The sequence below is a fragment of the Streptomyces sp. NBC_01471 genome (assembly GCF_041438865.1).
Taxonomy (GTDB): domain Bacteria; phylum Actinomycetota; class Actinomycetes; order Streptomycetales; family Streptomycetaceae; genus Streptomyces.
Genome location: NZ_CP109450.1, coordinates 7,535,101 through 7,559,572 on the forward strand (window position 1 = coordinate 7,535,101; position 24,472 = coordinate 7,559,572).

Annotated in this window: 19 protein-coding genes; 6 read left to right on the top strand and 13 right to left on the bottom strand. The window is 70.7% G+C overall.

Annotated elements, in window-relative coordinates; all coding sequences use genetic code 11:
• The first annotated feature begins 13 nt into the window (after positions 1-13).
• Positions 14-508 (top strand): NUDIX domain-containing protein, encoded by a 495-nt coding sequence (locus tag OG285_RS34115; protein ID WP_371793240.1) that lies wholly within the window; start codon positions 14-16, stop codon positions 506-508.
• A 10-nt stretch (positions 509-518) separates the two neighbouring features.
• A complete protein-coding gene (locus OG285_RS34120) occupies positions 519-1,322 on the top strand; it encodes a 3-hydroxybutyrate dehydrogenase (protein WP_356831837.1) in 804 nt (267 codons plus the stop codon).
• A 191-nt stretch (positions 1,323-1,513) separates the two neighbouring features.
• Here the strand turns inward: OG285_RS34120 and OG285_RS34125 are convergent, their stop codons facing one another.
• Entirely contained in the window at positions 1,514-2,755 is a 1,242-nt protein-coding gene (locus OG285_RS34125) for a hypothetical protein (protein ID WP_371793241.1), read from the bottom strand.
• A 9-nt stretch (positions 2,756-2,764) separates the two neighbouring features.
• Between OG285_RS34125 and OG285_RS34130 the strand changes: the two genes are divergently transcribed.
• Together OG285_RS34130 and alr are read left to right on the top strand one after the other, a co-directional pair.
• A complete protein-coding gene (locus OG285_RS34130; protein WP_371793242.1) occupies positions 2,765-3,001 on the top strand; it encodes a hypothetical protein in 237 nt (78 codons plus the stop codon).
• A 71-nt stretch (positions 3,002-3,072) separates the two neighbouring features.
• A complete protein-coding gene (gene alr / locus OG285_RS34135) occupies positions 3,073-4,236 on the top strand; it encodes an alanine racemase (protein WP_371793243.1) in 1,164 nt (387 codons plus the stop codon).
• Between the two features lie 280 nt (positions 4,237-4,516).
• Here the strand turns inward: alr and OG285_RS34140 are convergent, their stop codons facing one another.
• Positions 4,517-5,446 (bottom strand): PaaX family transcriptional regulator C-terminal domain-containing protein, encoded by a 930-nt coding sequence (locus OG285_RS34140; RefSeq protein WP_371793672.1) that lies wholly within the window; start codon positions 5,444-5,446, stop codon positions 4,517-4,519.
• Between the two features lie 188 nt (positions 5,447-5,634).
• On the opposite strand from OG285_RS34140, the gene OG285_RS34145 reads away from it, so the two are divergent.
• On the top strand, positions 5,635-6,891 hold the full coding sequence (locus tag OG285_RS34145; RefSeq protein ID WP_371793244.1) for an EfeM/EfeO family lipoprotein: 1,257 nt from the start codon (positions 5,635-5,637) through the stop codon (positions 6,889-6,891).
• 249 nt (positions 6,892-7,140) lie between these two features.
• Positions 7,141-8,994 (top strand): phospholipase C, encoded by a 1,854-nt coding sequence (locus OG285_RS34150; protein ID WP_371793245.1) that lies wholly within the window; start codon positions 7,141-7,143, stop codon positions 8,992-8,994.
• 90 nt (positions 8,995-9,084) lie between these two features.
• Here OG285_RS34150 and OG285_RS34155 read toward each other — a convergent pair whose 3' ends face one another.
• From OG285_RS34155 to OG285_RS34205, 11 genes are all read right to left on the bottom strand, one after another.
• A complete protein-coding gene (locus OG285_RS34155) occupies positions 9,085-9,837 on the bottom strand; it encodes a hypothetical protein (protein WP_356831849.1) in 753 nt (250 codons plus the stop codon).
• 158 nt (positions 9,838-9,995) lie between these two features.
• A complete protein-coding gene (locus OG285_RS34160; RefSeq protein ID WP_371793673.1) occupies positions 9,996-12,371 on the bottom strand; it encodes a discoidin domain-containing protein in 2,376 nt (791 codons plus the stop codon).
• A 206-nt stretch (positions 12,372-12,577) separates the two neighbouring features.
• Positions 12,578-13,552, bottom strand: coding sequence for an acetylxylan esterase (locus tag OG285_RS34165; protein WP_371793246.1), 975 nt, complete (start codon positions 13,550-13,552; stop codon positions 12,578-12,580).
• Between the two features lie 4 nt (positions 13,553-13,556).
• Positions 13,557-16,025 (bottom strand): polysaccharide lyase 8 family protein, encoded by a 2,469-nt coding sequence (locus tag OG285_RS34170; RefSeq protein WP_371793247.1) that lies wholly within the window; start codon positions 16,023-16,025, stop codon positions 13,557-13,559.
• Positions 16,026-16,037: 12 nt separating this feature from the next.
• Entirely contained in the window at positions 16,038-16,733 is a 696-nt protein-coding gene (locus OG285_RS34175; RefSeq protein ID WP_371793248.1) for a hypothetical protein, read from the bottom strand.
• A 2-nt stretch (positions 16,734-16,735) separates the two neighbouring features.
• Positions 16,736-18,709 carry a hypothetical protein gene (locus OG285_RS34180; RefSeq protein ID WP_371793249.1) on the bottom strand — a complete coding sequence of 658 codons (1,974 nt, stop codon included), beginning with the start codon at positions 18,707-18,709 and terminating at the stop codon, positions 16,736-16,738.
• A gap of 2 nt (positions 18,710-18,711) precedes the next feature.
• On the bottom strand, positions 18,712-20,499 hold the full coding sequence (locus OG285_RS34185; RefSeq protein ID WP_371793250.1) for a heparinase II/III family protein: 1,788 nt from the start codon (positions 20,497-20,499) through the stop codon (positions 18,712-18,714).
• Positions 20,487-21,251 (bottom strand): SDR family NAD(P)-dependent oxidoreductase, encoded by a 765-nt coding sequence (locus OG285_RS34190; protein ID WP_371793251.1) that lies wholly within the window; start codon positions 21,249-21,251, stop codon positions 20,487-20,489. Before OG285_RS34190 ends, OG285_RS34185 begins: the two co-directional genes overlap by 13 nt.
• Positions 21,252-21,275: 24 nt before the next feature.
• On the bottom strand, positions 21,276-22,175 hold the full coding sequence (locus OG285_RS34195) for a carbohydrate ABC transporter permease (RefSeq protein WP_356831865.1): 900 nt from the start codon (positions 22,173-22,175) through the stop codon (positions 21,276-21,278).
• The gene (locus OG285_RS34200) at positions 22,162-23,127 is read right to left on the bottom strand and encodes a carbohydrate ABC transporter permease (RefSeq protein ID WP_371793252.1); all 966 of its coding nucleotides are present in this window, start codon (positions 23,125-23,127) and stop codon (positions 22,162-22,164) included. The genes OG285_RS34195 and OG285_RS34200 overlap by 14 nt, the downstream gene beginning before the upstream one ends.
• Positions 23,128-23,139: 12 nt before the next feature.
• On the bottom strand, positions 23,140-24,405 hold the full coding sequence (locus tag OG285_RS34205; protein ID WP_371793253.1) for an extracellular solute-binding protein: 1,266 nt from the start codon (positions 24,403-24,405) through the stop codon (positions 23,140-23,142).
• Between the last annotated feature and the right edge of the window lie 67 nt (positions 24,406-24,472).

The following is a 24,472-nucleotide window of genomic DNA, read 5'->3' on the forward strand; positions in this document are numbered from 1 at the left end:
TAGGGTCGGGAGCATGGCTACTCCTGACTTCATCCGCGAGATCCGGGCCACCGCCGGCCACCAGCTGCTTCTGCTGCCCGGCGTGAGCGCCATCGTCTTCGACGACGAGGGACGGGTGCTGCTCAACCGGCGCGCCGACACCGGCAAGTGGTCGATCATCGGCGGCATCCCGGAGCCGGGCGAGCAGCCCGCCGACACAGCCGTCCGGGAGGTCCACGAGGAGACGGCCGTACGGTGCGTGGTGGAGCGGGTGGTCCTCGTCCAGGCACTCAAGAAGATCCAGTACCCGAACGGCGACCACTGCCAGTTCATGGACATCAGCCTGCTCTGCCGGGCGACCGGGGGAGCGCCCCGGGTGAACGACGACGAGTCCCTCGACGTCGGCTGGTTCGCCGTCGACGCCCTTCCGGAGCTGGCCGAGTTCGCGCTGACACGGATCAAGCGGGCCCTGACCGACGGCCCCACGTGGTTCGAACCGGCCACGGTCGCTCCCACCCTCGATGCCTAGGCTCGGCCCCATGACCACCCACACCGCTCCCGCGTCCGCACCCGCCCCGCTCGGCCTGGACCTCGCAGGCCGCACCGCGCTCGTCACCGGCGCGGCGGGCGGCATCGGCGCCGCCTGCACGCTGCGTCTCGCCGCCGCCGGCGCCACGGTACGGGCCGTCGACCGCGACCAGGAGGGGCTCGAAGCGGTCGCCGGCCGGGCCGCCGGGCTGCCCGGTGCCGTCGAACCGTACGGACTCGACCTGACCGATCTCGACGCCGCGGAGCAGGCCGCCGCCGGTACGGACGTCCTCGTCAACAACGCGGGCCTGCAGCTCGTGCGGCCCATCGAGGACTTCCCGCCGGAGGTCTTCCACACCATCCTCACCGTGATGCTGGAAGCGCCCTTCCGGCTGATCAGGGGCGCTCTCCCGCACATGTACGGACAGGGCTGGGGCCGGATCGTCAACCTCTCGTCCGTGCACGGGCTGCGCGCCTCCGCGTACAAGTCCGCGTACGTGTCGGCCAAGCACGGGCTGGAGGGGCTCTCCAAGACGGCGGCGCTCGAAGGCGCCCCGCACGGTGTGACATCGAACTGCGTGAACCCCGGCTACGTGCGCACCCCGCTGGTCGAGCAGCAGATCGCCGACCAGGCCGCCGCCCACGGGATCCCGCGTGAGCGGGTGGTCAGCGAGGTACTGCTGAAGGAGTCGGCGCTCAAACGGCTTGTCGAGCCGGACGAGGTCGCCGAGGCCGTGGCCTACCTCTGCGCGCCGCAGGCCGCGTTCATCACCGGCACCTCGCTCTCGCTCGACGGCGGATGGAGCGCGCGCTAGCGCCGCGTCAGGCAACGTTCGCCCCGTCGCGACGCCCAACACTTCCCCAAGTTCTCGACTGCGCTCGAACAGGGGAGCCCCCATTCCTCGCCGCACCGGCCGAAAGCCCGAGTACGTCCAGTACGGGGGCGATCCTCCGCCTTGCGCGGCGCATCTAGACCCCGCTGAGGCCGACCAGTTCACGAAGGCGCTCAGCAGGCAGTTTGGGGTTGGCTGCAGCTCCCTCTGCCAGCGCTGGGTCGTTCAGGAGCGATGAGATCAGTTCGAGGGGAAGGAGCGGGTTGGCTGCCGCGGCGCGGCGTACGCACGGCTGAGGATCGGCAAGCAGCTGTAAGGGCGGCTGGGCCAGGCTGGTGCACCAGTTCCCGGGGCAGCCGGGGGCAGGTCGCGGCGACCCGGCGCAGCAGGGGACGCGTGGATACTGCGCACGCTTCGTACCAGCTCGTCTCCGGCTCGATCATCATCTCGCGGACAGGGCCGATGGCATCGGCAGTGAGGCCGATGACCTGATCGATGGCATCACGCTCCGGCCAGGTCCGTGGAAGCTGATGCGACAGGGCCCGAGTACGCACGGCGCTGTCCGGGTCCTCGGCCATCTCTGCCAGCAGCACCGGGCCCAGATCGGCTCTGGCGGCCACTCGTTCACGCACCTCGGGATCGGGGTCGCACGCAAGGCGGGTGACGACATCGCTGGGCGTATGGGGATTGTGGGCGAGCGCCCACAGGTCGCGTCGTTCCGTGAGACACCGCTCCGCGACATCGTGGGAGACGGCGTAGTTGACAAGCAGAAGAGAGCGGTGGTGGCAGTCCCGCTCCGGTAGCTCCGCCTCCATCGCTGTGGGATCCGAAACACGGCTGTCCCTCAGCGCGGCTTCGCGCACCCCCGGATCCGGGTCGGCCAGGAGCGCGTCGCGCTGCTCAGGCGTGAGCCACAGCCACAAGCCGACGCCCTGGATGCGCAGTTCGGAGTTCGGGTGGTCCAGCATTCCGCGGCGGAACGACCGCGAGATCTGCCCGGAAAACTCCAGTTCCATCTTGATCTCGTCCGGTGTCAGAATCTGACCCCGACTGTCTTCGCCCCGCGCGGTCAGCAGGGCTTCCACCACATCATCCGGCAGCGGATCGGTCCTGCCCAGGCGGGGGCGAGGCCCTGAGGCAAGGTCCGCGCGGACAAAGGCGTCGGAGTCGGTGACGAGCCGGCCGCGCTGCTCGGGGGCGGTATGCCGGTTGCGTGCGAAGCCACGACGTACCGCCCGGTCCGGATGCGCTATCACTGCCTCGATGACGTCAGCGGGAAGGTCCCGCTCCTCGCAGAGGACCGTCCAGGCTGCTTGCGCTCGCCCGTTCAGCAGCCGCATCAACACATCGCTCGGCGCGGCCCGGTTGGCCGCGACACCTCGCAACCACAGCTCTGCAAGAACGGAAGAGGACATCCGGACATCGTGGCAGTGATCAAGGCGCCACGTCGGAAGAATCGTCGATATCGATCCGGGCAACTGGCCCATGCCGTAAGCCCAGTTCTTCGACGGCGCCAAACCTTTCACACCGGCCACAGCAGCATCTACACTACCGTCGGTTCCACGGGCGGCGTCGACATGAAGCTCGGCGACGCGAAGAAACCGTGGAGCGTGCTGAAGAAGAACGACAAGGTATACGTGTGGGGGCGGCCCAGTACCTGAGCGTGCCCCGGGGACCGTGGGGGGGCGGTGTCCCAGGACTGCCGGCGGCCTCCGGGAGACTGGGGGACACGATGAGTGAGACAGCTGCTGTGCCGACCGCTGCCATGCGCGCACGTGCCGAAATAGATCTGGGCGTCCTGCGCGCCAATGTGCAGACCCTGTGCTCGCGGGCCGAGGGCGCCGCCGTCATGGCCGTCGTCAAGTCCGACGCGTACGGCCACGGCGCGGTGCGGTGCGCCCGTGAGGCCCTCGCCGCGGGGGCGAGCTGGCTCGGTACCACCACGGCCGAGGAGGCTGTCGAGCTGCGCGCGGCCGGGCTTCCCGGCCGCATCCTGTGCTGGCTGTTGGTGCCGGGCGGGCCCTGGCAGCAGGCGATCGAGGCCGACATAGACGTCTCGCTGGGCGGCACATGGGCGGTGCGGGAGGCCGCCGAGGCCGCCCGGGCGGCGGGACGGCCCGCCCGCGTGCACCTCAAGGCCGACACCGGGCTCGGCCGCAACGGCTGCCTGCCCGGAGAGGAATGGGCCGAACTCGTCGCGGCCGCACTGCGTGCGGAGGCCGAGGGACTGGTCCGGATCGTCGGACTCTTCTCGCACTTCGCGTGCGCCGACGTGCCGGGGCACCCGTCCATCGCCGCCCAGCTCACCCTGTTCCGGGAGATGACGGCGTACGCCGAGGAGCAGGGCGTACGGCCCGAGGTGCGGCACATGGCCAACTCGGCGGCCACCCTCACCCTGCCCGAGTCCCACTTCGACATGGTCCGCACGGGCATCGCCATGTACGGCCTCTCGGCCAGCCCGGCGCTGGGCGCACCGGAGGAATTCGGGCTGCGCCCGGTGATGACGTTCAGCGCCGCGCTGGCCCTCGTCAAGCGTGTACCGGGCGGCCACGGCGTCAGCTACGGCCATCACTACGTCACCCCCGGCGAGACCACCCTCGGCCTCATGCCGGTCGGCTACGCGGACGGCATCACGCGGCACGCCTCGGGCAGCAGCCCGGTGCTGGTGGACGGCAAGCTGCGGACGATCGCCGGTCGCGTCGCCATGGACATGTTCATGGTGGACCTGGGTGGCGACGAGCCCCCGGTGGGCAGCGAGGCCGTGCTGTTCGGGCCCGGCGACCGGGGCGAGGCCACCGCACAGGACTGGGCACAGGCCGGTGCCACGATCGCGTACGAGGTCGTCACGCGGGTCGGTACGCGCGTTCCTCGCATCTATGTGAACGGGGCTGCGTGAACGCGTCTTTGTGAGCGCGATCCGGTGAACGGCCAAGAATTCGGATGACCCGTTCCGCGGCGGTACCGGCCCGAAGCGAACCACGGTACGGGGAGGGGTACGTGAGCGAGGGCAGCGCGGAGACCGTGGCGAGGGTCGGCGCCTCGGTCTCCGGCTCCGCCGCGCTCGCCGGTACGGAGTTCTCGGGTGAGGCACCGAAGCCGTCCTCAGGAACGGGTGGCACAGGTATACGTCACCGGCCTCCCCGGTGGCGGCCCGCTCCCAAGGGCTGTCCGGGCGATCACCATCGAGTGCCGCGGTCGGCCGCCCGGCCTGTGGAAACCGAGTCGCCGTCCGGGCCCAGCCCTCTCGCGACGTAGGCGCGCGCGCCGTCCTCCAGCCGGGACTGGAGCGTGAAGAACAACTCGGCGGCCCGGATCCCGACCCAGCGGTCCGGAAGCAGCTCCGCCGGGAGCCCGGGATCGAGGTACGGGAGCTGCCGCCAGTCGGTGAGCACGCGGACGTAGTCCACGAACGCGTCACGCTCGGCCGGCCCGGTGCCTGTTCCGCCGTGGTCGTCGGCGCGGGCCGGCAGGCCCTCCAGTACCCCCGCGTGCTTCCGTACGAACTCGCCGTACAGAAGCTCCAGTTGGTCGAGATCCCACCACTGCCGGACCTTCTCGTCCAGCGGGCCGAACGCCAGGTGGTCCGCGTGGAAGAGGTCCGCGTAGCCGTCCAGTTCCAGGCGGCGCAGCATTTCGGCTGTGGCGTCGTAGAGATGCGCGGGCGCGATGTAGACCCCCGCGGAGGCCGTGCCGAACCCGAGCCTGGTCAGCCGGGAGCGCATCAGGTGCCGCTTGCTGCGCTCGGACTCCGGTACCGAGAAGACCGCGAGCAGCCACCCGTCGGCCGGTGTCGCGCGATCCCGGCGGAAGATCCGGTGGTCGCCCTCCCGCAGGACCGAAAGGCCTTCGTCGGAGAGTGCGTACCCGGCCGAGCCGCCCCGCCGTTCGGCCCGCAGGAGCCCCCGCCGTTTCAGCCGGGAGATCGACGACCGTACGGCGGGAGCCTCGATTCCCAGGTCCGCGAGCAGCCCGATCAGGGTGGCCACCGAGAGCCAGCCGCCCTCGGTCCTGGAGTACAGGCCGTACACCGTCACGATGAACTGGCGCGGCTGCGCGGAACCCGCTGCGGGCTCCCCCTTCGCGGGTTCGTCCGCTTCTGCTGCGATCGTCACCCGGGGAGGTTATCAACGGGGCCGGTCGCAGGCCGTGCCGGTGATCATTCCGCCCGCTCGCGCAGGTGTCCGGTCGGGGAGGAGGCGGACTGCGGACGTGGCGGACCGGGAGGCCGGCGGTGGGGCCGGCGGCCGGTGGAATCCTGCGGCGCCCCGCTCCGTTGATCCGCCGCGGGTCTACGATGTCGTTCTTCCGCGGGCTGCTGCGTCAGGAGGCCGGTGTGCCGGACAAGAAGACCGTACGCCGTTCGCGCCGTGTGCTGATCGCGGGCTGTGTGGCGACGGCTGTCGCGCTGGCGCTCGCGGGTGCCGGAGCCGCCGGGCTGCTGAGCGGCCACGGACCGTCCGCCGCCGGGCCCTCCGACGGTCTGCCGCACACCGGTGTCGACGCGTCGGCGGGCAGCTGCGGAACGGGCTGGCGCGACCCGCGCCCCGGCACCCAGGTCTTCGATGTGCACAACACGTCGAGCACGCCGGTCGAGGTGTATCTGAAGGACGCGGCGAGCGGCGCCGTGTACGGCGAGGTGGAGGGGCTCGGGCCCGGCACCACCCGGGCGCTCCGGGTGACCATCGCGGCCGGTTCGTACGCCTTCGGCTGTTTCCCCGACGACGCGGCCTCCGTCACGGGTCCCACCGTGCGGGTACGGGGCGCCGGCGGCGGCAGCGGTCCCGCGGCGGTGCCCGTCAGCCAGCACGATCTGATCCCGCCGACGCTGAGCTACCAGAAGTGGGTCACGGGCCGGATGGGGTCGCTCGTCGGCGCCACGCGGAAACTCGACACCGCGGTCCAGGCGGGTGACTCCGCGTCGGCGAGGACGGCCTGGCTCACGGCGCACCTCGCATACGAACGGCTGGGCGCCGCCTACGGCGCGTTCGGCGACGCCGACGCTGCGATCAACGGAACGACCGCGGGCCTGGCCGGCGGCGTTCACGACCATGACTTCACCGGTTTCCACCGCATCGAGTACGGGCTGTGGCACAGCGAGTCCGCCACCGCTCTGCGCCCGTTCGCCGACCGGCTGGTCAAGGACGTACGGGCGCTGCGCACGGCGTGGCGACAGGCCCGGATGGACCCCCTCGACCTCGGGCTGCGCGCGCACGAAATCCTGGAGAACACCGTGCAGTTCGAGCTCACGGGCCGCACCGACTACGGCAGCGGCAGCAACCTCGCGACGGCCCGTGCCAATCTCGACGGCACCAGGGTGGTCCTCTCCCGGCTGCGCCCGGTGCTCACCGGCAGGTATCCGCGGCTGGAACAGCTGGACGGTGAGCTCGGCCGGACGGGGGCGGTGCTGGACCGTCAGGAGCACGGCGGCCACTGGACTCCGCCCGCCCGGCTCGGCCGCGCCCAGCGCGAGAAGGTGAACGCGGCCGTGAGCGGACTGGTGGAGCGACTCGCGGACATCGCGGCTCTCTGCGACGTACGCCGGTCGTCCTGATCCATTGACCTTCCTGAACGCCCGTCCCGGCGCGTCGTCCTGAGCCGCCGACCTGACGGGCTTTCTTGAGGGGCTGTCCTGAGGGATCGTCCGATCGGCTCTGCACAGGGAGCCGTCTCAGCGGTGTTTGCTCAATTTTGTGGTCCCATCGGACGCCAGATGTTCACTCCCGTGCCATGGTGATGCATCGTGTGCATGTTGAGAGGTGCATGACAGGGTGCACCGGCCGGCACCGGAAGGCGGAACCGCATGGGCACCAAGGGCAGAGGAGCAGGCGCGCGCCGCTGGGGAGCGCTGGCCGGCGCCGCCGCGCTGACCGTTCTCGGCGGCGCCGCACCCGTCTGGGCCACGGCGCCCGCCGCAGCGCACCACGGCAGTTCCACGGCGACGCCGATCAAACACCTGGTGGTGCTCTTCGACGAGAACATCTCCTTCGACCACTACTTCGCGACCTACCCGAAGGCCGCGAACACCGACGGTACGAAGTTCACCCCGTCCCCGCACACGCCCCGGGACATCGACAATCTCCGTACGGCCGGTCTGCTCGACAAGAACCCCAACCAGTACCTGCCCAAGCGGCTCAGCCCCGACCAGGCCATGACGTGCGACCAGAACCACTCGTACGGTCCGGAGCAGTACGCGTACAACGGCGGCAGGGCCGACAAGTTCGTGGAGAACACCGACTCGGGCAAGTGCTCGGGCAACCTCTTCGGCGAACCCGGCCTCGCGATGGACTACTTCGACGGCAACACCGTCACCGCGATGTGGAACTACGCCCAGCACTACGCCCTCAACGACAACTCCTTCGGCTCGGCATACGGTCCTTCGACACCCGGTGCCATCGAGCTGGTCTCGGGCCAGACGCACGGAGTGGTGTCCACCGATCCGGCCTCGTCCACCGAGCACCCCGAGCGGACCGACAAGCCCGATCCCGCAGCGGTCGCGTCGCCCGACGCGCACGGGGTCGGCACCATGATCACCGATCCGGACCCGGCCTACGACGACTGCTCGGGCAACGACCACACCAGTAAGTCCTCCCTCGCCGAGCTGGGCGGCAAGAACATCGGCGACCGCCTCAACGAGAAGAACGTCAGCTGGGGCTGGTTCCAGGGCGGCTTCCGGCCGAGCACCCCGTGGGACGGCACCTCGGACCATCTCGCCGAGTGCGGCGGCACCACGCACGCGAACGTCGGCGGCGAGCAGGTCGTGGACTACAGCCCGCACCACGACCCGTTCCAGTACTACCGGTCGACGGCGAACCCGCACCACGTGGCCCCGAAGTCGGTCGCCGAGATCGGCCACGCCGGACAGGCAAACCACAACTACGACCTGACGGACTTCGACGCAGCCCTCACATCGGGCAACCTGCCGTCGGTGAGCTTCCTCAAGGCGCCCGCCTACCAGGACGGGCACGCCGGATACTCCGACCCCACCGACGAACAGGACTTCCTGATCGGCCAGATCAACAAGATCCAGCAGTCCCCGCAGTGGAAGGACACGGCGGTCGTCCTCGCCTACGACGACTCGGACGGCTGGTACGACCACGTGTACGCCGCGCCGCGCAACGGCTCGCAGGACACGAGCAAGCAGACGAACGGCAAAACGGTGGACTCACCGGCGTGCCGGAAGGGGCCGAAGGCGGCCGGGGGCTATGCCGACCGGTGCGGGCCGGGCGCCCGGCAGCCGCTGATGGTCATCTCTCCGTACGGCAAGGTCAACAAGGTCGACCACACCCGCACCGAGCAGACCTCCATCATCAAGTTCGTCGAGGAGAACTGGCACACCGGCCGCATCGGGGACCATTCGTTCGACACCCGGGCCGGGTCGCTGGCCGGGATGCTCGACTTCCGTCATCCCAACGGCAAGCAGGTACTGCTGAACAAGGACGGCTCAGTCAAGTCGGCCGGCCCGATCCGGCCGGTGGCACCGGCCGCCGCTGAGATCACCGACCCGCAGCGGCAGGGCGTGGCCATCCAGGAGCTCTCCGGGAGCGCCAGCGACCGGCCCGGACTGCTGACCGCCGGGGTGCTGGCGGCCGTGGTGGTCGGTGGTGCGGGTGTCGTGCTCGCGGTCCGCCGCCGCTCCGGCCGGGGCGCGGCCTGAGCCGTACGGCATGGCGCCGGGGACCGGGCCACGGCGGCCCGGTCCCCGGCGCATCTGTTCGGCAGGCACCCGGGTCTGCCCCGGGCTCTCTCAGGTGGAGCCGGCCGGACCGACCTGGGTCCGCAGCCTGGAGATGTCCACCGCCTGGTCGGGCGACGGTGTGCTCGACGGTACGGGTTTGTCGAATCCGGAGAACCCGACGGTGGCCAGGGTGGTCTTGTCCTTGGCCTTCACCGTGACCTGGACGGGGTAGGGCTTGCCGTGTGTCGCCACGTACAGGGTCTCCAGCCGGCCGCCGCGCACCCCGCTGACCGGGACGACGTCGATTCCGTGGAGCTTCGTCTGCTTGCCCTTGGTCAGCGGACCACCGGCCGAAGTGCCCGATTCCGTGCTCGTCTTGAGGAACGAGTCCAGATCGCAGACCTTCGCGAGGCCCTGCAGCGGCAGGTCGCTGGACGACCCTTCGAGATAGCGCCCGTTGAGGACGGCCTCGGCGGCGCTGCCGCCCGGCACCTGGTTCTTCCAGAACGCGGCGTCCGGCTTGATCCAGACCTTGCCGCCCCGCTTGATGATCTCGACGGAGCCCTGGCTGCCCAGGCTCACCGAGCCCCGGCAGTTGGCCTGCCGGTCGAGGGTGAGGTCCATGGTCGTGGGGGTGCCCCTCGACCCGAATCTCCCGTGCACACTGATGTGCAGCGATGAGGTCCCGAAGAGGGCGTCATGTGCCTTGTTGGCGATCTCCTGGGCCGGCAGCGATCCTGTCCCGCCGTCCGCCACGGCTGAGCTGCCCGCGGCGATCGTCAGAACGACTGCCGCCGCACCCGCTGCCAGTGGCTTGGCCATGCGGTGTCCTGTCAACGTCGCCTCCTGCAGATGTGCCTGGTCAGGCCGGTGAGACGTACACGACGAGGCTACGCCCGCCATGCGTGTGACGCACGGCGGGCGCAGTGGGGGCGGTCGAGGGGCGGTCAGCGGGCGGTCAGGCCCGGTGACCGAGGCGGTCACCCGGTGTACGCCTCCAGCTCGGAGAGCTGTGCGGCCGGCCAGCCGGTGTTGGCGGTGACGGTGACCCGCAGATAGCGGACCGCCGTCCCCGGCAGGGTGAGCGTGACAGTGTTGCCGCTCGCCGGGTCGAAGGTGTGGTCCGCCGAGGCCTTGAGCGTGCTGTACGAGGAGTTGTCGGTACTGCCCGACACGCTCAGGGTCTGGGTACGGGTGGCCCACGCGGCCGACGGGGGAAGTTTCAGCACGACCCGCTTCACGGCTTTCGCCGCTCCGAGGTCCACCGTGAGGGTCTGCGGGAAGGCGTGGTTCGTGCTCTCCCAGTACGTGTCGGCGCTGCCGTCGACCGCCTTGGCCGCCGTGTAGACATCGGCGTGGCCGGAATCGGTGACCGGGCGGCCCTTGGCGAGGTTGCCGGGGTCGGCGGGCGGAGTCGTGGGCGGGTCGGTGGGCGGCGTGGTCGGGGGATCGGTCGGCGGGTCGGTCGGTGTGCCGCCGCCCTGCGGGACACCGCCGTTGGTCCACACCGGGGTGGGCCAGGTGCCGGTGCAGACCGGCGGGTCGGCGTACCAGCCGGAGTTACCGGCGCCCTGGGTGATCTCGAAACCGGAACCGATGCAGTTGTGGATCGGGTTCGGCTGCGCGATATGGGTGGCGGTGACATTGGTGAACGAGGCCGTGCCGGGTGCCTGGATCTGGAGTGCGTACGTCCCGGCGCCGTCGATCTTCACATTCTTGAAGTGCAGGCCGTTCGTCGCGCCCTCGATCAGCATGATCGCGGCGTACGAGCTGTCCAGGATCTCGCTGTCGGTGATGTTGATGTTGCCGTTCACCGGTTCGTTCAGGCCGCTGAACCAGACGGCGCCCACTCCGAACTGCCAGTTGAAGTCGTTGTTCCCGGTCCTGATCAGGGTGTTGCGCGCGGCCGTGGTGGTACCTGAAACGGCCGTTCCCTGGCCGGAGTTGACGCCGGGGTAGCGGTTGGCGATGTGCAGGCCGCCTCCGTTGGTGATGGTGTCCGCCATCACGTTGTCGGAGATGGTGATGTCCTTGCCGCCGTAGGTCACGATGTTGTTCGCGAGGATCGGCAGGACCACGGTGTTGAACGTGAACTTGTTGTTGACGTTCGGGATGTTCTCCGCCCACATGGCCAGACCGTCGTCACCGGTGTTGCGTACGAAGGTGTTGGTGACGGTGGAGTTGGTGACACCCATGTGGAAATTGACGCCGTCCGCCGTCTGGTCGAGGATGCGGCTGTTCTTGATGGTGAAGTTGTCCATCGGGCCGTCCATCCAGGCGCCGACCTTGGTGTGCTGCATCCACACGTCGTCGACCGTGGAGTCCGAGAGGGCGCCGCCGACCGCGTTGACCTGGTCGTTGTCCTCACGCTCGCGGATGTCACCCATGATGGCGAAGTCCTTGAGGGTGACGCCGCTGCTGCCGCCAGCCGACGCGTACTTCCCGTAGACGCCGACGGCCTTGCTGCGGTCGGTCGGGTCGCGCCCGGTCAGCACGCTGTACCAGGGGCCCGCCCCGGCCAGTGTCACCTTGTCGACCACGATGTGGTCCCGCACCTGGAAGGTGCCCTGCGGGATGTACACCGTCTTGCCCTGCGCCTTGCCCGCGTCCACGGCCGCCTGGATCCTGGCGGTCGAATCGGCGGCCCCGGTCGGGTCGGCGCCGAAGTCGCTCACCACGTCCAGCGCGCCCGCGGGCTTGGAGATCGGCGCGGCCACCTGCTCGAAGTCGGCCAGGTCGATGGTGAACGTGGGGGACTGCGCGGTCGACGAGACCTGGAGGCGGATCTTGGTCCCGGCCGGCAGGGTCGAGCCGAACATGGTGCGCGTCTCGTCGTAGAAGTGGTGCGGGTTGGTGTCACCGGGGTTGTTGTTGAAGGGGTAACCGCCGTAGTACCAGCTGTACTTCGAGGTGACCGGCACACTCTTGAGCTGGTTGCCGTTGACCTTCAGATCGATGGATGCGTCCCGCCCCGCCCCGTCCGACGTGTCGGGCAGTGAGTACCGGAAGGACATCGCGTTCGCCGGCGCGGTGAGCGTGAACTCCACGTACTCGCCGGTCGCGTCGAGTGTCACCGCCTGACGCCCGGACGCCTCCGACGGCAGGTGTCCGTAGAGGCGGTCGGGGCCGATCAGGGTGCCGTTGGTGGCGGCGTACTCGGCCTCCTGTTCCTTGAACGGCACGGTGGCTCCCCGGCCGGAAACACCGACGGGGGAGGGGGCCGGCACCCCCGCCGCCCGGGCGGCGGGGGCACTGGAGAGCACCACTGCTGCGGCCGTTCCGGCCACCGCGAGTGCCATGGAGAGCGATGCGGAGAGGCCGCGGCGGAGCAGGCGGCGTCTTGGGGGAGGTGTCACAGACATACGTCCTTGCGGCTCGTCGGGACTCTGCGGACGCCGAAAGGCTAGGAGCGGTTCCGCAGGAAGTCTATGAGTCTGCGCAAGAAACCACGGTCCACACGCAAAATGACGACTGTGGTGTGGTGTCGGACTGGTGCATATCGGGGCTGGTTCCTCAACTGCTCTCGAAAGAGCGGTAGTTGTGAGCTACCCCAGTCGGGTTGCTACCGCGCGAACACCCCGCGCAGCGCCGCGATCTTGCGGGGCAGGTCGTACTCGGCGCCGCCCTCGTGCCCGTTGTACGGGAACACCTCGATCTCGGCAGGCCCCGCATAGCGGTGATAGGCGGCGAAGACCGTGGACGACGGGCAGATCCTGTCCATCAGCCCCACCGAGAACCACGCGGGCGCGGTGGCACGCGCCGCGAAGTTGACCCCGTCGAAGTAGGAGAGCGTCTCCATCGCCTCCTCGATGCGGAACCGGTGCCCGGAGAGCCAGCGTGCTATCTCCGCGTACGGACCCGCGTCGGTGATCTGCGAGGCACGGCGGTAGTGGCACAGGAACGGCACATCGGCCACGGCCGCCACCACGTCGTCGCGCAGCCCGGCGACCGCCAGTGAGAGACCGCCGCCCTGGCTCCCGCCGAGGACGGCGACCCGGGCGGCGTCCACCGCCGGATGGGCTTTCACGGCGTCGACCGCCCGTACCGCGTCGGTGATCAGCCGCCGGTAGTAGTGCAGCCGCGGATCCTCCATGCCGCGGGTGAGGAAGCCGGGCGACGACGAACCGTGCCCCTCGGGGCCGATGTCCGGGGTGTCGGCCGTCTGCTTGCCGCCACCGCCCTGGCCCCGGTTGTCCATCACCAGATGGGCGTGGCCCAGCGCGCTCCAGGTCAGCCAGGAGTACGGGATGCCCCGGCCGCCGTTGTAGCCGATGTACTGCACGACGGCGGGCAGCGGCTCCGCCCGGTCGCGGGGCAGCAGCAGCCAGGCCTTCACCGGCTGCCCGCCCCAGCCGCGGAACGTCACGTCGAACACGTCGACAGTCGCGAACCCGGCGTCGTACGGGACGAATTCGGCGGCCAGCGGGTGCCGGGCGCTCTCGCCCAGCGTCTTCTCCCAGAAAGCGTCGAAGTCCGCCGGCTCCTGCGGCTCCGGCCGGTACTCGCGCAGCCGATCGAGCTCCATGTCGAACAGCAAGGGTCTAGCTCCTCTTCAGAGTGAGGCCGAGGGCCGCGCCGTGGCGGCCCGAGGTGTCGGCGGTGATCCGGATGCCCTCCGGTGCGGGGGCCGTGCTCACCCCGCTGTCGGCCGACACGACGGTCAGGCCGCGCTGCGCCAGTGTGACGGTGACCGAGGCCCGCAACTGGGTCGGGTCGGAGAGTGCGATGGTGACCGTCTTCCCGTCCGGCCGCACCAGCACCGACGCGGGCCCGTCCGACGTGAGTTCCTGTGCGGTGCCCGCCGTCCAGAAGTTCGCCGCGAGCAGACCGTCCGCGACGCGCCGCACCGCGTGGACCGCGGTGGTGGCCGCGATCAGCTCGACGGGCGGTGCCTGCGACCAGAGCCGGGTGCGCTCGGCCGACGCGGCGGGGGCCTGGAGCCAGAAGTATCCGGCGCCGTCCGGCGCCTCGCCGTGGTCCTGCCACAGCGTCAGATAGGGGCGGGTCACCGGGGTGTCCGTGCCGTACTTGGTGTTGATCTCGCGCCAGGCCGCCGTGCGTTCCTCGCGCAGCCCGCGCAGCGTGGCGGGCACGGGGAAGACATAGCCGCCGGTGCCTTCCAGATGAACCCAGCGCACCTCGTCCAGGTCGGCCGACCAGCCGGTACCGGTGGCCGCCGGCACCCCGTCGACCAGCAGCGCCGCTCCCGCGTCTCGCAGCTTGCGGTTCTCGACGACGGTCTCGGCCCGGCCCGCGCCTGCGGTGATTCCCGAGCCGGTGCAGGCGATCACGTCGTCCAGGCAGAACCAGCTCTTGAGCCCGGTCAGCGTGGAGCCGTACGCCCGCAGCTCCATGCCGTACGCACCCAGCGTCGTCCCCGGCAGTCCCGCCCCGCCCGCCCAGTCGGCCGTACTGGTGGTGCGCTGCCCCGCGGCGTCGGCCGGCCGGCCGGCCATGACGGTGGTGCCCGGCAGCCGCGCCGGGTCGACGGTCGGCCAGTAGTCCTCGCTGTAGTGCCCGAGATCATCGGTGTACAGCAGCACCATCCCGTCGGAGAGGTGCCAGCCGTGCAGATTCTCGTTCTGGATCGACTCGTAGTTGTAGATCCGGGTCGAGCAGGCGGAGACGCCGAGCGCGAACGACGGCCGGTGGTGCGCCGCCTTGTCCATCCGCGGGTACTGCTGGTGCGCGACCAGCCGTCCGCGCGCCGGCACGGCGGACGCCATGACCTGTTGCGCGGCGACCAGCGACGCCAGATCGGTCACGCCGAGGAAGTCCCGGTAGGTGTCCTCGGCGATCCACTGCTTGACCAGCGCGGTGAAGCGGTCGGCGGTCTCACCGGGGAAGCCCGGGATCAGCCGCACCACCGCCTCGACGACCGTCTGCGCCGACACATGGCCCTGCTTGCTGGGCCGGGCGATCTCCCGCCCGCAGACCGAGGCCATCACATCGCCGCGCGCGATCAGCGGGTCGAAGCCCTCGTCGACCCAGCGGCGGACGTTGTCGAGGTCGGGATCGGTGACGGCCCAGTCGGTCCCGGCGAGCAGGTGCAGGAGCCGGGAGAGACTGCTGAGCAGCTCCTTGCCGTACCCGCCGTTGTACGGGTGCTTGTAGTGCTGGAGGAACGACCCGTCGGAGTAGAAGCCCTCGCCGGTGCCCTCCGCCGCCGCGCTCACGTCGTTGAACGCGAGCACGCTGTTGGCGCCCGAACCCTCGACGTCCGAAAGAGCGTCCCGCACCCGCACCAGATCACCGCCGTCGTCCCGCAGCACGGCGTTGACGGCCACCACGGTGGAGATCCAGACCCGGTTGGCGCCGGTCGCGATCTGCCGGTCGGCCCGCCAGAGGTTCGGATCCGGCGTGTAGTGCCGCACCGCTGCGGTGATCCGGGCCAGCCGGTCGGCGCCGAGCGCGTCGTACAGCAGCACCGACGCGTCGTTGAGGGCGAGCGCCGAACCGATCTCCCAGTCCCAGTCGTTGTCGTACCGGGTGTGGGCAGGTCCGTACCGGTTGGCCAGCATCCAGTCGACCCCGGCAAGGAGCAGATCGCGCAGTGCGGTGTCGCCGTACTGCGGGGTGCCCGGGACCGCCCAGCCGGTCGCGGCCGTGGCGAGCCGCTTGAACGCCGTCGTGACCTGGTTGGAGAGCGTCGTGCCGGTCAGATCGGGGAAGAGGCCGTCGGTCCGGGTGGGGTCGAGCCCCTTCGCGGCGGTGACCGCCGCCTTCCCGGTACGTTCGACGGCCGCCGCGATCCGCTGATCCCCCTGGTCCAGGTCCGGCCCGCCGGTGAGCAGGGTGTGCCAGCGTTCCCGCAGCGCGGCGGCGCCACCTGTCGCGGCCCGCGCCGGGCCCGCGCCCGGGGCGAGCGGCAGCACGGCGCCCGCGCCGACCGCCGCCGCGCCGGCCAGGACGGTACGCCTGCTGGCCCCGCCGGGCAGAGCGCCGGTCCGAGGCCCGGGGCCTACGGGGTGTGTGCTGTCTCTGTGGTGTGTGTGCTCCGTGTGGTTCATGGCGCTGGCCCCTTACTCCGGGTGAAGGCGGTATGGATCGGGGTGCGGATGGCCGCCGCGCTCGTACGCGGGCCGCATCCTGGCCGGCTGCGGGGTGTGTCCCCGCCGGCCGGCGGGGGACGGACTGTCGCCGAAGGAGAGGGCGAGCAGCACCGGGATGCTGGGACCGAGCAGCAGCGGGCCCAGCGGTACGACCAGCGAGAGGAGCATCGCTGAGACCACCGCGCCGAGCAGCGCGGTGCCGCGGCCCGCGGAGCCGAAGCCCAGCGCGAGCGCGTTCCGTGTCCAGGCGCCGACTGATCCGTCCGGGGCCCGGCCCGCCTCCGCGGCGAGCGCCACATGGTGGATGACGGCCGCGGCCGCGACACCCACCTGCGCGGCCAGCACCGCGAACGTCCAGGGCTCCGAACGCCCGAGCAGATGAACGATGTTGGCGGCGAGCACCCCCGCGGCGGCGGTGGACACCAGCCCGTGCCGCCACAGGGCCCGCCAGTACCGGGGGAACGCGGTGAACGTGTGGACGAAGCACCGGCTGTCGCCGTCCACGCGCCACCGCTGGAGGGCGTGCGCCAGCGCGGCCAGCGCGGGCAGCCAGGTCACCACCCCGAGCGAGAGCACGGCGCACGCCGCCCCGGCAGCCGCCGGGTACGCGACGAACTCCAGCCCGCGCAGCAGCGTCGGCCAGCTGGACGAAAGGGTTCGCGCCATGGTCAGCCGACCTTTCCGGTGTAGGGCTCCGCCGTGTCGAGCAGCACCTGGCCGTCGAGTTCGAGCCGCCGGGCGGCCACCACGTACGGCGCCGCGCCGTCGGCGAGCAGCACGGCCGCCGCGTCCGCGCTCACCCCTGCCGTCCTGATCCGGCGGGCAGCGGGGGAGAGGAGCACCCGTTCACCGGCGAGGGCCACCCCGTCGCCCGCCGCGCACTCCAGGGCACGGGCCGAGCCCACCGCACCGGGTTCGACCGCGGTGAGGAACCGGCCGGACGCGGTACGCGCGGTGGTGGAACGCAGCGTGTGCAGGGTCCGGGTGAGTGTGAGCCCCGGGGTGCTGGACGTCGGGTTCGCCTCGACCTCCGTCACCTTCGAGGTCCACGCGGCGCTCTCAGGCGCGAACTGCCGTACGCGGGCGGTCGCTTCGCCCGACCGGATCAGCCGGGTACCGTCCGGCAGCTCCTCGGTGGGCGCGTCGGTCTGGAGCAGGAACGACCACTCCCGCCCGGTGCCCGCCTCGGCCAGGTCGAGCAGCACCAGCCGGCCCGCCGGGGTGAACACCAGAGTCCGGTCGAGCCTGTGCACGCCGAGCGCCGGATCGTACATCGCGGCGATCTCCGCGGTGGCGTGCGCCCAGCCCCCGGCCAGCAGCACATCGCGCTGCCTGGCCTGCCGTTCGTGGGGGATGCCCTCGTAGACGTGGTAGCGGTCCTCGTCCGCGTACCCCTGGCCGTCGACCAGCAGCAGATTGTGGTGCGCGGCCCGCTTGCTGTTGCTGTAGCCCTCGTCGACCGCGAGGAAAGCGCCCTGCGAGACCAGCACGAACGAACCCGAATCGGGGTGGTGGTGCCCCTGGTTCAGCGTCTCCCAGCCCTGTTCGGCCCGGTGCTTCTCCGCGGTCTCCCACGCCTTGTGGCCACCGCCCGGACTCGCCTTGAACGACACCAGGGTGTCGCCGTCGTCCCAGCCGGTACGGGCGGCGAGCAGCCCCAGATCGGGGAAGAACGCCCGCGTCGCGGTGGGCTTGCGGGCCGGGACCGACGGGTCGTACCAGAGGTACTCCAGATACGCCTCCGGGAGGATGCCGGGGCGCACTCCGCTCTCCATGGCCTCCGCGCGCAGCAGTTCGCCCGAGGCCAGATCCCCCATCCACTGCGCCTCGGCGATGCCGTACTGCGCGGCGAGCCGGTAGTAGAGCCCGGCGCTGTGACCGCTGCGCCGGTCGTGGCAGTCACCGTGGTCCACATTGAGTGCGAACCCCGGCGCGGTCTGGTGCAGCCGGTAGTGGAAGGTGCGGGAGAGGAACCCGCCGCGATCCCACCAGTCGGTGCCCTCCGACTCCTGGAGCAGATCCAGATGCATGGCGAGCCAGGGCACGCCGTAGCGCCAGTAGACGACCCCCTCGGCATGCGAACCGTCCTCGGGCAGCAGGTCGAGCACCCGGCCGAGATTGTCCCTGGCCCGGTCGGTCCACTCCTCCTTGCCCAGCACGTACCCCGCGGTGGCGAGCCCCGCGTAGCAGATCCAGTTGTGGTTCTGCCAGTACGACGACGACCACCAGCGGCCCTCGGACGCCACCGCGAACTCGTACAGCCGGCGTCCCTGGAGGAGCAGCTTGTAGCGCAGCAGCGCGCTCGTCCCGTCGGGCAGCGCGTCCCCGGCCCAGCGGTACGCCAGGGAGAGGTGGTGCAGCAGCCAGCCCGCGTCCAGATCGTGGTCCGGCATATGGGCCCTGCCCCAGTGCGGCAGCCGAACCGCGGCCTCGATCCAGCGGCGGCTCTCCGCGAGGTGCGCGGGGTCACCGCCCGTCCGGAAGGCGAGTGCCGGGTTGGAGGCGGCGGGGCCGAGCCAGGTGATGCTGGCGGACGGGTGGTCTGCGGGCGGGGTCAGTCCGCGGAGGCGGGCGGCCTCCTCGTACAGCCGGGCCTCCTGCGCGGGGCGCGGGCCCGGCGGCGGGGTCGCGGAGAGCAGCACGGTCAGTCCTCCGTCCGGAAGAGCGCGGTCGAGCCGTCGGCCAGTCCGACCGTCAGCACGTCACCGTCCAGCCGGGCGACGGTGACAGCCGGGCCCGCCCCGGCCGCCTGGTACACCGCGGCGAAGGTGACGCGTTCCGCCTCGGCGGTGAAGTCGACCCGGGTGCGCACGCGCTGCGGGTCGTCGGCCGGCCCGGGGCCCGGCACGGTCAACGGGCGCACCGGGACGCCCGCCGAGTGGGTGTGCAGGCCGTGCAGCGTCTCGTCGCCGTGCCAGGTGGTCCGCACCGGGCCGGCGGCCCGCACCCGGATGTCCAGCGCGGTCCCGGGGCGCAGCTGTGCGGTGAACCGGCGGGCGCTGTCGGCGCTCACCGTCAGCAGGTCGACCAGATAACAGCTGCCGAGGGCGATCCGCCGGACCGCGCGCACCCCTTCGTACGCCCCGCTCACCCCCGCTGTGACGGATGCGCGGTCCGAGCCGAGCAGGAATCCCGCGCACTCGGCCTGTTCCGCGCCGTCCGCGCGGAACGCCGGGTGCGCACCTGACGACGTGTACAGCTCCCGGAACTCCGTGTGTGCGTAAGGGACTTGACCGGGATCCGGCTGCCACGCGGTGGTGTCCCCGTACAGGTAGAGCGACAGCTTGTCGCGGTGCCCGTGCGAGCCGCCGTGCGGCCCGAAGTCCAGCACGGCATGGATCCCCGCGCCGCGCAGCACCGCGTACCCGGTCGTCGGGAACACGGTGACCGCGCCGGGCGCCGGGCGCGGTGGCAGCGCGGGGCCCGCGAACCAGCCGGCCAGCTCCCGGTCGAGCCCGTCGTCGTGGTCACCCAGCTCCTGCCTGGCCCGGACCGCGATCGTGTCGAGCCTCGCCGACGGAACCAACTGCCGTGCCATCGAGGCCAGTTCGAGCCATTCCAGGGCGAGCGGCCCGCGCAGGTACGGGCCGTCGTGCAGGGCGGGCAGGATCCCGCCCGGGGTCGCGACGGCCGCCAGCACATCCACCATCCCGGCCAGTACGTCCAGGACATCGGCCGGGACGGCCGCCGGATCGGCCGACCGCAGCGCGAGCAGCGCGGCCCGCAGCACGAAGCCGTGGTAATAGGTGCTGCCCTCCCACTCCCAGCCGTCGTCGGCGACCGCGGCCCGCAGATGCGCGTACAGGCCGTGCTCGCCCTCCAGCCACCGCTTGTCGCCGTCCCACTCCAGGCCGCGCACCGCGGCCGACGCGCGGCCCGCCGCCGAGCCCGCCGCGTTCAGCCAGGCGGTGTAGTTGGAAGCCAGGAGCCCCTGACCGGTCAGGGCTCCGCGGGCATCGAGGGCCGCCTGCTCCAGGGCGTCGAGCAGCGGCAGCACCGGGGCCAGGTCGGCGGTGCCCCGCTCGGCGAGTGTGCTCACCGCGTGGCCGATGTTCACGGCCCAGATGGCGTCGGTGAGCGCCTGGTGGAAGAGCCGGCCGCGCAGCATCCAGCCCTGGGCAGCGTCATGCTGACGGCCCGCCAGCTCTGCGTACAACTGCGCGTACTCGGTCAGCCGGGCGACGGCCTCGGCGCGCTCGCCCCGGTGCGCGAGCAGCCGCAGCCGGCGCGCCCACGCCTGGTGCGAGAGCACCAGCCAGGCCCCGCGCACCTTCTCGTCGTCGACTTGGCAGCCGTGCGCGCAGCGCGCCCCGCCCTCGGGGAACACCCCCGAGAGCAGATCGCCGTGGTCGAGTTCCACACCGTGCGCCGGGCAGACGTACGCGTGCCACCAGCCGCCCCGCTCGCGGGCGATCCGCTTCAGCGGGGCCATACGCCACCGTCGATGTCCACCGTGGTGGCGGTGAGGAAACCGGATGCGGGGGACGCCAGATGCACCACGGCCGCGCCGACGTCCTCGGGGGTGCCGGCCCGGCCGACCGGGATACCCGCCTCCATGGCCTGCTGGGCGGCGGGCGCGGTGAAGGTGTCGTGGAAGGCGGTGCCCTTGATGAAGCCGGGGGCGACGGCGTTCACGGTGATCCCGTCCGCCGCGACCTCCTTCGCCAGTCCCTTGGTGAAACCGCGTACGCCTGCCTTCGCCGCCGCGTACGCCACCGAGCCGGGGCCGCCGCCGTTGTGCGCCGCGAGCGACGACATGGTGATGATGCGGCCCGCGGACGACCGTGCGAGGTGCGGCAGCGCGGCCCGGCAGGTGCGGAACATCGAGGTGAGGTTGGTGGCGATGACCTGGTCGAAGTGGGCGTCGGTCATCTCGGCGATCTTCGCGCGGCCGATCAGATGGCCCGCGTTGCAGACCAGGATGTCGAGGCCGCCCAGGAATCCGGTGGCCTCCTCCAGCAGCCGGTCCACGTCCCCGCTGACGGTCACGTCGGCGTGGAAGGCCTTCACCCGGCGGCCCAGCGCCCCGACCGCGGACACGGTCTGCCCGGCCTCCCCGGCGGACGAGTGGTAGTGCACGGCGACGTCGGCGCCCGCCCCGGCCAGGGCGACGGCGATGGCCCGGCCGATGCCGTGGCCCGCTCCCGTCACCAGTGCGCGGGATCCGTTGAGATCAGCAGACATGCGTGAAGCCCTTTCTGGAGCAGGTCACTTGAGACCCGCGGTTGCGAAGCCCTGCACGAAATAGCGCTGGCCGATGAGGAAGAGGACGACCATGGGGAGGGTGGCCAGCGTGGTACCGGCCATCAGGTACTGCCACTGGGTGCCGTTCTCCGTCTTGAAGACGGACAGCCCCACCTGGATCACCCTCAGGTTGTCGCTGCGGGTCACCAGCAGCGGCCAGAGGAAGTTGTTCCACGACGCCTCGAAGGTGAGCAGCGCGACGGTGGTGAGCGCGGGCTTGACCTGCGGCGTCATGATCCTGGCGTAGATCCGGAACTCACCGAGTCCGTCGAGCCTGGCCGCCTCCTCCAGCTCCACCGGCAGATCGAGATAGAACTGCCGGAAGAGAAAGACCGCGAACGGGGTGACGGCGCCGGGCACGATCAGTGCCCACCAGGTGTCCAGCCAGCCGCTGCCGCCCTGGCCGAAGAGGTCGTTCCCGCCGGCCAGCGGCATGAAGCGGACGATCAGGAACTCGGGCAGCACCTTGGTGTACGTCGGGATCATCAGCGCGGCGACGAAGAGGTAGAAGATGACCTCGCTGCCGCGGAACCTGATGCGGGCCAGTGAGTACCCGGCCATCGAGGCCACCACCACGTTGATCAGCGTGTGGCTGATGGCGATGATGAAGCTGTTCCGGGCGTACGTGGCGAACGGCGCGGCCTTGAGAGCGTCCGCGTAGTTTCCGAACTGCCAGTGCTCCGGGAGGAGTTCGGTGTGGGACGAGGCGATCTCCACCGGGGTCTTCAGCGAGGTGAGCACCATCCAGACGAACGGCACCACCATCAGCAGCGAGACGACCGTCAGCGTCAGATAGAGCGCCACCCGGCCGGGCGGCACCGGCGCCGTGCGGGACCTCGGCTTGCGGAGCTCAGCTGTGGCCACGGGTGCCTCCCATGATCCGCCGGTTGACCAGGGTGAATCCCATCAGCAGCACGAAGAGCACCAGCGACTGCGCGCAGGCGTATCCGACGCGGAACTCCCGGAAGGCGGACTTGTAGATCTCGTACGTCATCATCGTGGTGCTGTTGGCGGGGCCGCCGTCGGTGAGGATGTAGATCTGGTCGAAGGACTGGAACGCGTTGATCATCGAGGTGATGAGGACGAAGAACGTCGCGGGCTTGAGCAGCGGCAGGGTGATCGAGAAGAACTGCCGTGTCCTGGAGGCGCCGTCCACCGAAGCCGCCTCGTACAGCTCCCTCGGCAGGGTCTGGAGCGCGGCCAGATAGATCAGCATCTTCATGCCGATGCCCTGCCAGATGCCGACCAGGATGACCGAGGGCATCGCCCAGGACGTCGACGACAGCCAGGCGGGGCCGCTGATCCCGGCGAACGAGAGCAGTGTGTTGAAGAGACCGTTTCCCGGGTTGTAGATCCACAGCCAGACCAGCGCGATGGCGACGGTCGCCGTCACCTGGGGCAGGAAGATCGCGGTGCGGAACAGACCCCGCGCCTTGAGCCCGGTGTGCAGGGCCAGCGCCAGCAGCAGCCCCAGCGCCATGCCGAACGGCACGGTGAAGAAGGTGTAGACGACGGTGTTGGCAACGGACTTGCGGAAGACCGCGTCGCCGAGCATCTCCCGGAAGTTGTCCAGGCCCACGAAGCGCGGCGCCGTCAGCACGTCGTACTTGGTGAAGGCCAGGACCACCGAGGCGACGACCGGCAGACCGATCCAGAGCGAGGCGTGCAGCAGCGCGGGCGCCACCATCAGCATGCCGGCGCGGCGGCGCCTGCGGCCGGGGCCCGCCGGGGTGCGACGCGTACGTACGGGCGTGGTGTTGCCGGGAGGGGAAGGCGGCCGGGCGGGCCGCGCCTTGAGTACGGATGGTGCTCCCACAGTGACGGGTCCTTACATCCGGCCGATGGCGGCCTCGGCGAGCCGGCCGAGTTCCGCGATGGCGTCCTTCGCGGACTGGCCGCCCACGATGGCGGGTTCCAGCGTCGGCTTGATCTTTTCGCGGATCTCCATCCAGGCCGCGGTGCCGCCCTCGGAGCAGGCGGCGCTCATGTTCCGCAGGGAGAGGCCGACGAACTTGTTCTTCTTGACGTAGCCGGTGTTGTTGAGATCGCTCAGGCCGGGCACGGAGCCGCGCTGTTCGGCTGCGCCGAGGACGGATGCCGGTGTCGCGAGGTACTCGACCAGCGCGCGGGCCGCTGCGGGCTGCTTGGAACTCGCGGACTGGGTGACGAGCGTGCCGCCCTGGAGCATCGCGGGCCTGCGGTTGGCGAGGACGAACGCGCCGACCTTGTCCTCCTTGATGAGCTCGGGGTTCTGCGTTTCGAGCTGGTTCCAGAGGGCGCTGCTCGTCATCATCATCGATGCCTTGCCGGTCTGGACATTCGAGGGGGCGCCCTCGTCGGTCTTCTTCGTGTAGTCCGCCGAACCGTCGGAGATCAGGTCCTTGAAGAACTGCAGGGCCCCGACCCCGCGTGCGTCGGTGAACCGCGCCTGCTTGCCGTCGGCGCTGAACAGCGAGCCGCCGTTGGCGTAGAGGAAGGTTTCCCAGCACTGGCGCAGGTCGATCGAGAACGGGTCGAAACCGATCCGCCCGTGCTTCGTCAACTGCTTTGCCACCGCGCGCAGTTCCGACCAGTTCGCGGGTGTCTTCGTGATGCCTGCCTCGGCGAAGTGGTCCTTTCGGTACACGACGATCCGGGTGTCGAGGACGACCGGCAGCGCGTACAGCTTCCCGTCGTGGCGGGACGGCTCCAGCACCCGCTTCTCGTAGTCGTGTGCGGTGGCCAGCGTCTCCGGCAGCGGGGCGATCGCCTGCTTGGCGGCGAACGGCGGGATCCAGCCGACGCCCATCATCAGGACGTCCGGAAGCAGTCCGCCCGCGAGACCGGTGGTGATCTTCTCGTTCAGCTGCGCGTACGTGGTGTAGTCCACGTTGACCTTGACGTGCGGGTACTTCTTGCGGAACCCGCCGAGGATCTTCTGCTCCAGCAGCTGCTTGCCGTCGGAGCCTTCGTAGATCGGGGTGAGGAGAGTGATCTCGCCCTCGGCGGGGCCGTCGGCCGAGCCCGCCGCCGTGGTGCCGGCGCCGCAGCCGGTGAGTGCGACGGCGGTCCCCGCGCCGATGACCGTGAGCATCGACCGTCTGCTGAGTTCCATGGGGCACCCCTCTTGAGGTGAAGGTAGTGGATCGATCCAGTCAGAAGCACCCAGGCGAATGGCTGGG

What these genes read in the sequence shown, in the direction of transcription:
- OG285_RS34205 (WP_371793253.1), bottom strand. Translation starts at nt 24,405, where the DNA reads ATGGAACTCAGCAGACGGTCGATGCTCACGGTCATCGGCGCGGGGACC.
- OG285_RS34120 (WP_356831837.1), top strand. Translation starts at nt 519, where the DNA reads ATGACCACCCACACCGCTCCCGCGTCCGCACCCGCCCCGCTCGGCCTG.
- OG285_RS34150 (WP_371793245.1), top strand. Translation starts at nt 7,141, where the DNA reads ATGGGCACCAAGGGCAGAGGAGCAGGCGCGCGCCGCTGGGGAGCGCTG.
- OG285_RS34145 (WP_371793244.1), top strand. Translation starts at nt 5,635, where the DNA reads ATGTCGTTCTTCCGCGGGCTGCTGCGTCAGGAGGCCGGTGTGCCGGAC.
- OG285_RS34170 (WP_371793247.1), bottom strand. Translation starts at nt 16,025, where the DNA reads ATGAACCACACGGAGCACACACACCACAGAGACAGCACACACCCCGTA.
- OG285_RS34125 (WP_371793241.1), bottom strand. Translation starts at nt 2,755, where the DNA reads ATGTCCTCTTCCGTTCTTGCAGAGCTGTGGTTGCGAGGTGTCGCGGCC.
- OG285_RS34175 (WP_371793248.1), bottom strand. Translation starts at nt 16,733, where the DNA reads ATGGCGCGAACCCTTTCGTCCAGCTGGCCGACGCTGCTGCGCGGGCTG.
- alr (WP_371793243.1), top strand. Translation starts at nt 3,073, where the DNA reads ATGAGTGAGACAGCTGCTGTGCCGACCGCTGCCATGCGCGCACGTGCC.
- OG285_RS34155 (WP_356831849.1), bottom strand. Translation starts at nt 9,837, where the DNA reads ATGGCCAAGCCACTGGCAGCGGGTGCGGCGGCAGTCGTTCTGACGATC.
- OG285_RS34115 (WP_371793240.1), top strand. Translation starts at nt 14, where the DNA reads ATGGCTACTCCTGACTTCATCCGCGAGATCCGGGCCACCGCCGGCCAC.
- OG285_RS34185 (WP_371793250.1), bottom strand. Translation starts at nt 20,499, where the DNA reads ATGGCCCCGCTGAAGCGGATCGCCCGCGAGCGGGGCGGCTGGTGGCAC.
- OG285_RS34190 (WP_371793251.1), bottom strand. Translation starts at nt 21,251, where the DNA reads ATGTCTGCTGATCTCAACGGATCCCGCGCACTGGTGACGGGAGCGGGC.